The sequence below is a fragment of the Neolewinella aurantiaca genome, assembly GCF_008014675.1.
Lineage (GTDB): Bacteria > Bacteroidota > Bacteroidia > Chitinophagales > Saprospiraceae > Neolewinella > Neolewinella aurantiaca.
The window spans coordinates 23,530-31,230 of the sequence record NZ_VOXD01000048.1 but is presented as its reverse complement, the minus strand read 5'-3'; the positions used below and the strand labels follow the sequence as shown (position 1 = coordinate 31,230).

At 53.1% G+C, this 7,701-nt stretch carries 6 protein-coding genes; 4 read left to right on the top strand and 2 right to left on the bottom strand.

The features are described from left to right. Positions 1-598 precede the first annotated feature (598 nt). Positions 599-793, bottom strand: coding sequence for a hypothetical protein (locus FUA23_RS20820; RefSeq protein WP_147932712.1), 195 nt, complete (start codon positions 791-793; stop codon positions 599-601). Positions 794-883: 90 nt separating this feature from the next. Between FUA23_RS20820 and FUA23_RS20815 the strand changes: the two genes are divergently transcribed. The 4 genes from FUA23_RS20815 (at position 884) to FUA23_RS20800 (ending at position 5,813) form a co-directional block, all read left to right on the top strand. Continuing rightward, entirely contained in the window at positions 884-2,500 is a 1,617-nt protein-coding gene (locus tag FUA23_RS20815; RefSeq protein ID WP_147932711.1) for a hypothetical protein, read from the top strand. Positions 2,501-2,792: 292 nt separating this feature from the next. Next, the gene (locus FUA23_RS20810; protein WP_147932710.1) at positions 2,793-3,560 is read left to right on the top strand and encodes a ParA family protein; all 768 of its coding nucleotides are present in this window, start codon (positions 2,793-2,795) and stop codon (positions 3,558-3,560) included. 184 nt (positions 3,561-3,744) lie between these two features. Further along, positions 3,745-5,241 carry a hypothetical protein gene (locus tag FUA23_RS20805; RefSeq protein WP_147932709.1) on the top strand — a complete coding sequence of 499 codons (1,497 nt, stop codon included), beginning with the start codon at positions 3,745-3,747 and terminating at the stop codon, positions 5,239-5,241. Between the two features lie 344 nt (positions 5,242-5,585). Next, entirely contained in the window at positions 5,586-5,813 is a 228-nt protein-coding gene (locus tag FUA23_RS20800) for a hypothetical protein (protein ID WP_147932708.1), read from the top strand. Between the two features lie 220 nt (positions 5,814-6,033). On the opposite strand, the gene FUA23_RS20795 is transcribed toward FUA23_RS20800, so the two are convergent. Beyond that, positions 6,034-7,701, bottom strand: coding sequence for a porin family protein (locus FUA23_RS20795; RefSeq protein WP_147932707.1), 1,668 nt, complete (start codon positions 7,699-7,701; stop codon positions 6,034-6,036).

Here is a 7,701-nt window from a genome sequence, read left to right as displayed (position 1 = left end):
GTCTATCCATAGACTACGAGCATACAGTAGAAAGTTCGGCAGCGCACATCAAATTAGCTAATATCAGCATGACCATGCAGTGCTTAAGCTAGTTTTGACAAATTTAATTCCCCAACAAGCTCTTAAACATAAGACATGAGCTGAAATTACTCATTTATAAGTTGCACAATCCTCTCCTCCCCCCCCCTTATATTTAGGGCAGAGCATTTATCAGTGCTCCTATTGATCAATATTTACCTAATCCATAACCTTCCGTGTTCTCACTATTAAGTGGCGCGGACTAACCTTACCCAAATTACGACATCACTATTTTAAATTACTTTAAGAGCTTTGCGCTCTTGGCTATGCTATGCCTATGCTCTACACTAGTAGCCCAAACGAATACCATTTCTTTCTCAACTCCAGTTGTGAATGGCAACAACTATGAAGTGCAAGCCTTTTGTACAAGTTCTAGTGGCTTAGCCACTAGAGCATTTCAAAGAATAAATATGCGTGTATTCTCTTTATTAACCCTGCTAACCATATTCAGCATTGAGCTAACAGCCACACTACTCTACATTTTTTCAAAAGCGCGAAGCGAGCACTAACTTGGGGTTAACTACCACTCCAACTCATGCTCACTCCACAGCTGCGTAAATTTAGTGATCTGTACGATAAGTACGGGCTCGGCGCGACCAAAAATCTCCATCTCATCTGCCAACTGATCATCCTGGGCCGGACTTGCAGCCTGTGGAAGCTCAAAGACTACGTCTGACTGGTGCTTGATAAGCCGCTGGTTCAACCTGCTAGCCATTACCAGCGACTCATTCCTTTTAATTTTTCTGAGGATCCTACCTCCTTTGGATTTTCGTATGGTTTCGCTTCTTACGACAGCTACATTCAGGTGTGCGAGCTTCAACTCGACCTAGATACGGACAACTCCGGTAGCCGCTTCGGCCCCCACTTCTGGCAAGACATCCGCTGTACCCGCACCTATCCCGTTGCCGACGACGTAACGACCCGCAGCCTGGTCGGCAACGTTGACTCTGTAACCATAAAACTGCGTGCGGCGGGCAGCCAGCCGGGTACAGATCTGCTCTCCAGCCCCGCCACGGACCGCCTGACCGTGCGAAACTTTGGAGATACACTGATTCATCTCGTAACTAATACCAACACCACCAATGAGGATTTCGCAACCCAACTCTCTCAAACCCTACTGGAGGTCACCGCCGAAGAAGTCATACCGGGCGAGCGGATCGTTGAAGTTTATGCTTACGCTGGCGGCTTGCGCTCCGATCAGGCGCGCACCTTCGTTCAGGTACTCGACGGCGACGCTGGAACAGACACGAAACTGATTGTCTGCGAGGGCGACGAGGCGGACTTACTCGAAGCTCTCGGACCACGTGCCCGTCAGGATGGCACCTGGTTTCCCAACCTTAACCCGGATGGCCTTTGGGATCCCAACGAGCAGGAATACGGCGTATACCGCTACACCGTTCCGGCTAATGACTGCCCCCCAGACACCGCCTACGTGACCGTTTCACCTCCAGTTTCTTTTAAGCACCTGCTACCTTACGCAGACACCTCTATTTTACTCTGCGCAAGCAAATTTTTCACCTGGGATGTAGACATTCCAGAGGTAAGCTCCGTAGTTTGGGACGACGGCAGCACGGAACTGACCAGGGGTATTTCTGAAGCGGGTTTGTACACAGGAATGGTTACCGGTCGCGGCGGCTGCCTGAGCGAAGAGATATTCATTAAGGTCAGCGATGCCCCTCCGTCTCCACCCCCATCAAACGAACTCGCCCGCTACTGTGTGGGCGACACCGTGGTGCTGGCCGACGGCTTCCCCCTGACGACGGACAGCATCGTACGGGTAATCTTTGACCGAGGCTTGCTATGCGACTCCGTCCACCGCATCGTTTATCGTTTTCAGCTTCCGGCCCAGGAAGTGCAGACCAGTACAATCTGCCTCGGGGATACGCTCTTTTTCAACAACCAGGTATTCACTGCGGCGGGAAATTACGAGCTCTCCTTACCCGACGATGGGGCCTGCGGCACCACGTTGAGCCTCGATCTCATCACGCTACCGCCGGACACGACTTATCTCGATACAATACTCAACGCCGGTGGAGTACTCCTGCTAGATGGCACAACGTACGACACAGCGGGTGTTTACCACCAGTACTTTCCGGAACTGGGGGAATGCGGCCAACTACGTATCATCACGCTCGATTTCCAGACCAGCACCCAGAGCTACAATCAGTTAGTCGACATCTGGCATCCTACCCTCCTCCGCGCCGGTGTCGATGCCCTGGTCTTTCACCCGCGTAATAACGGCACACCGGTGACCGTCGAACGGCTGGAAGTATTCGATTTAAACAGGCGAAGAGTCTTTACGGCTGGCCAGACCTGGCTTCCCCGGAACAGTCTCCCCACAGGAGTATATATTTTCCGGGTTCGGCTCAGGGCTGGTGGTTCGCTTTGGGAGCAAACAGGGCGGATCGTTGTGAGTCGGTAAAGATGGAAAAGCACCTCTTCTTTAACCTTCATTGCACCTGCGGCCGCGCCCGTATCGATTTAACACCCGGACAATAACAACCGCAGATTGTTTGATGGTTGGACTATTTGACCAGCGCAATTAAAAGCTCGCACGTTTTATTTTGAATAGTTCTGAAGGGACTTTGCTCATTGCAGGCGACAACTTCAGTTGTCGCAAGACAGAGAGGACTTTGTGATTGCCCTGACTATCTGACTACCTGACTACCCGACTCCCCGACTATTCCGTAACTTCGCCCGTCTGAAACAAGCCCATGGGAAAAGTAATCGCCATCGCGAACCAAAAGGGAGGTGTGGGTAAAACCACGACCGCCATCAACCTTGCCGCCAGCCTCGCTATACTGGAGCGCAAAGTCTTGCTCGTCGACGCCGACCCGCAGGGCAATGCGTCGAGCGGTGTAGGTATACCGTCGGACGACCTGGAAGAGACCATCTACGACGTAATCGTAAACGATCTCGACGTAAACGAAGTGATTTTCGAAACTGAAACGCCCAATCTGCACCTCATTCCCGCCGGTATCAACCTGGCTGGCGCAGAGGTAGAGCTCATTAACCGTTTTCGCCGCGAAGATGTGATGAAGACCAATATCACAGAAAAGGTTCGTGATGATTACGACTTCATCATCATCGACTGCCTGCCCAGCCTCGGCCTGCTCACCATCAACGCCCTTACGGCTGCGGATACCGTTTTGGTGCCCGTTCAGTGCGAGTACTTTGCCCTGGAAGGACTGACCAAACTTCAGAATACGATCGAACTCGTCCAGGCTCAGCTTAACCCGAACCTCAAGATCGAGGGTATCCTGCTGAGTATGTACGATCAGCGTCTCCGCCTGGCCAATATGGTAGTAGAGAAGGTCCGTGAGATATTCGGCGACCAGGTTTTCGATACTATCATCCACCGCAACGCCCGTATCAGCGAAGCTCCGAACATGCACTTACCGGTGGTAATGATTAACGCCGGTAGCCGGGGAGCGACCAACTTTCTCAATTTGGCGGAAGAGTTCCTCAAGAAAAACAGTTAGGCCGTTTATGAGTTAGTGAGTCGGGGAGAAGTCAATGTGCTACCAAGTTGGCTACCGCAACCATTTCCCTGCGCTTTGTTTGCTCACCGTAGACGAACAGGCGAGTAATTGGCAACGGCAACTTAACGACGTTCCAATTCCGTAACTCAGTCGTAGCGGTAGCCCTTACCAAGTAAGCTATTTTATGTCTAAAAAAGATCGCCTGAAAAAATCATCCGCAAAGCCAGCTCCGGAAGTACCGGAAGCACGCAGTTCCCGCTTTCAGTTTTTCCTCTGGATCAGCGGATTCTTTTTTGTAGCGGCGTTGCTGTTGCGGGGCGACGTGATTACGGTCTGGCCGGGCGCGGAAGGTTTTTCCCTCGATCATGCGCTGAGCAACCAGCGCGGAGGCTCCATGCTTTCCTTTCTGTACCACAAGCTCTTTCCGCTTGGTGAAGCAATCGACGCAAAAACACAGGCCATTTGGCTCTTTCCCCGTCTGCTCTCAGCGGTAGCTGTACTGGCTACGGCGGTATTCACCTATCGTTTTGCGGGGAAGCTCTTCGGGAAGTCAGCCATCGGGTTGGGCCTGGTGTGTGCGGGTGCATCCTTATTCCTTCCCTTTTTCGGAAAAGTAGCAACACCCGACGCATTGGCTCTGCTTGGTCAGGCAGGTTTTTTCTGGACCATTCTTCTGGCCGGGGCAGACAAGGAGAACAACCACTTACTGCCAGCGGGGATCTTCCTGCTGCTGGGGGGCATTGCCGCTCCGCTCTCCACCCTCGTTTTCGGGCTGACAACGATTGTTGCGGCGCGCATGCTGATGGGCGGGGGAAAACAGTGGATGATGTTGCTAACGTTGCTGGCTCTGCCATTAGTAGTGCTTGTACTGCAGGGCAATCAGGGTGTGCGTAGCTACTGGTTCTGGGGCGGACAGCCACTGGCTTACGGTAAGTTCATCGGGTATACGCTAATTGGTATGGCCCCCTTGTTTGGGTGGCTAATGGGTGGCATTCGGGATTTGATCTACAAAGTACAGCGAAAGGAACAGACGAGCCAGCTGCTTGCTGCAGGCATCGTTATCGGACTGCTGACCCAATCCCTGGTTTTCCCTCTCCTGCTGGCGCTCGTGGCCGGAAAACAGATGCAACTCTACTTTCGGGAAGAGCATTATCCCTGGCGCGACTGGGTTCGTGGCGGAGCGACACTGCACCTCATTTTTGCCTTCATCGCTACGGTAATAATTCTTTCACAAGTAGGGGTTTCTTTCCCCGGCCCCGGCTTCCGGGCGGCACTGGGGATGGGTGCTGCTTACTGGATGTTTTCGCTCTTCAGTGTCATCGGTCTTTACGGAGACCGGCGTGACTTTGCGATTGGCGGAAGCGTCCTGTCCGGCTTGCTGGTCACGCTGTTCTTCTGGGTACAGGTCTACCCGTATTACGAAGCGACCCGGGACTGGCCGACGCGCGTTGCGCGGCAGATCGAAGTTAAACTACCTACTTACGTTCCGCCAACGGCGGAATACAGCAACGCCCTTCCCTATTTCCGACGCGCGGGTATTCCCGTCGATCCGGATTCTACTACGGCCGACCTGCAGCTGGTCAGCTGGTCTCCGGCCGACACGTTGCAATCGGCGGGTATCGAGGTTACGGGAAGGATTGTCTGGGGCAAGCGGGTTTTCGGCGTTCGGGTGGCGGAGTAGCTTTTGGTCGACAATCCATTTCTGCCCGTCGAATGCATCACAGCGGTTTATTCCGACTGACTGATATTGTGGAGGTGAGACTACTCCTACGGGCTTTCGCATTCGCTATACTCAAATTACCGTGCGCTGCACGGCACAGCATTCAGTCGTCTGGCGTACTGATGATCTGGGGGGTGATACACTATCGTTCGTTTCGGTGCCAACCTTTGGGCAAACGAACGCTTCTATAGTAAAAAGAGATGCAAACTTACATTCGTATTCGACTGACTGTCAGGCAGCAATTCGTGCTGTTCATGCGTTAGCCTTGTAGTGTTTCTTATTTGCGTTCCTGAAATCCCCATCCCATGAAAACAGTATTCAATAATTTCGTTCTCTACTTCAACTTTCTCCTCCTGGGTTTGGCCACCGCTGTGGTGATCAAACTGGCCCTTTTGGGTAGTTCAGGACACGAGATTCTGACAGAATTCACTGACCTCATCTTCCCCTCTATCGCCCTAAGCATTGCTTACTTCCGCCTGGCGTATCCTTACCGGTGGCGGCAGCTTGTCGCCGGATTTTCCGGGGCTAAATAACCGGCCAGATCGGTAATGAAGGTATTCGGGCTGCCTTCGGGTTGGAGGTTCATGTGCTTGTATCACGAGATGCGCGGAGTTCCCCCTTTTCCGGCTCCTTTCGCTGCCCGGCTTCCTGCGGAGGTCCTAGGGAGAGGGAGACGTGACAGGCAGTAAATTCGTGAAAGTAGTGCGTTTAATGACACACGGTTCACGCTCCGTTTCGCGTACCTTAAGCGGCTTATTTGTTCTTCTTTCCACCAAAGCGGTAGCGACTTCCCATCCGGAGGCTACCAAGATGAATACGATCACGATAAGGGCCTATTCCGTCTTCATCGCGCAGGTAGATGACCCTACCGAAGGAAGGAGATACGTACACACTCCAGCGGGGGTTCATGATGCGCTCTACGATCACTCCTCCTCCCAGGTAGAAACTGGAGTTGGCCAAAATAGATCCGCCTTCGAACCATCCTTTTGGTGGGTCCTTTAACTCGCTCTCGCTGGAAAAGTCAGACTGTGTGCTTGGTTGCGGGCGGCTTCCGGGGGTGGGGAGGAAACTGCTTCCGGTTCCGTAGCCATCTTCAGCGACTCCGTCTTCGAAGACTTCAAGCTTGGCAACGACTTCTTCCTGGTCTCTGATTTCGGGTTTAGCAATTACGCTCAGGCTCATGCCGGCGCGAGCAGATATCCTCCAGTTGGTAGTTTCCTTCAGGGTAAACTTGTAGTTGAAGGGGAACTCGATGGCGTGGTAAACAAACTGGCTGTAGCCTTCCACCGGGTTTCGGGGGGTGAAGTAATCCTGGTACTTCCATTTGAGGGAAGCCGGGAGGTAAGAGCGGCGCGAGTAAATGACGCCGATCTGCAGGGTATTTCGTCCTTTATTAAAGTCCAGCAATCCGCCAATGGTGTAACCCGTCGTGAAACGGCGCTCGCTGCTGATGTCGTATTCTCCGGCAATGTGTCCGGGTGTTACAACCTGGTTTACGTCAAGCGGAGAAACGAAGCCATTGATATAACAATAGGCAGGAACGGAATTATCGACTTCAGCCAGTTGCAGTACGGGGCTGGGCATGTACATCCGGCTGGTGAGCGGGTCGATATCCAGCGCCGCGATGGATTCGGGTGAATACAGCTCAGGGGTTTCTTCCGCAACCGCACCTGGCACCTGCGCACCGTCGCCCGCCAATGCCTGTGCTCCTTGATTACTCACCAGAGGCCGTACCGAAGATGATTTCGGGCGAAGTGTTTTAGTCGTTTTCGATTTAGGCTGATGCACTGAAGGCGTACTGTTTCCGGCAGGCAGGCTGTTGTCAGCTCTTTCGTCGCTTTGTTCAGAAGCTGACGCCATCATGGGCATCGGGAAGCCATTGTCGAGGTCTGCGAATGGTTCTTGCTGGTGCCGGAACTCCGGTGCAAAGCGGAAGAAGAGGAGAATCAGGCACAGCAGCAGGGAGCCTTCTGTAACCTTCCAGGCAGCGATGGTACTTCGGCGCCAGCCGATGAGTTCCAGGCGTGCGGCGAGCGCCGCCCATCCGGAGGATACCGAGGGAGTGGTTCTGGCCAGGCCTTCGGAGACGATGGCATCTACAGCTTTATCATTTTCCTGATCGAGGCGACTTGCCAGTATTTCCCAGCTGCCGGGACTGACGGCGGGTTGCAAATTATCGAGTTTTCCGGCCAGGCTTACGTCTTCAGGCTTGCGGGTATCCAGTTTATTTTCCAGTGCCTGCCAGCCAATTGCCGAGGCATTTGCAGCCAGGCCCGTTAGTGCATTACGCAAATGCAAATCTTCAGGAGCATCGAGCTCACGCTCCAGGGCATCCCAGCCTTTGGAATCCGGGGCGGCCAGAGGTAAGTCGTTCAGGTGGTCGCGAACCAGTTCATCAATGTGTGCGTGAATTTCCTTCAT

Coding starts and splice junctions, on each gene's coding strand:
- FUA23_RS20820 (WP_147932712.1), bottom strand. CDS start 793: ATGGCTAGCAGGTTGAACCAGCGGCTTATCAAGCACCAGTCAGACGTA.
- FUA23_RS20810 (WP_147932710.1), top strand. CDS start 2,793: ATGGGAAAAGTAATCGCCATCGCGAACCAAAAGGGAGGTGTGGGTAAA.
- FUA23_RS20805 (WP_147932709.1), top strand. CDS start 3,745: ATGTCTAAAAAAGATCGCCTGAAAAAATCATCCGCAAAGCCAGCTCCG.
- FUA23_RS20800 (WP_147932708.1), top strand. CDS start 5,586: ATGAAAACAGTATTCAATAATTTCGTTCTCTACTTCAACTTTCTCCTC.
- FUA23_RS20795 (WP_147932707.1), bottom strand. CDS start 7,701: ATGAAGGAAATTCACGCACACATTGATGAACTGGTTCGCGACCACCTG.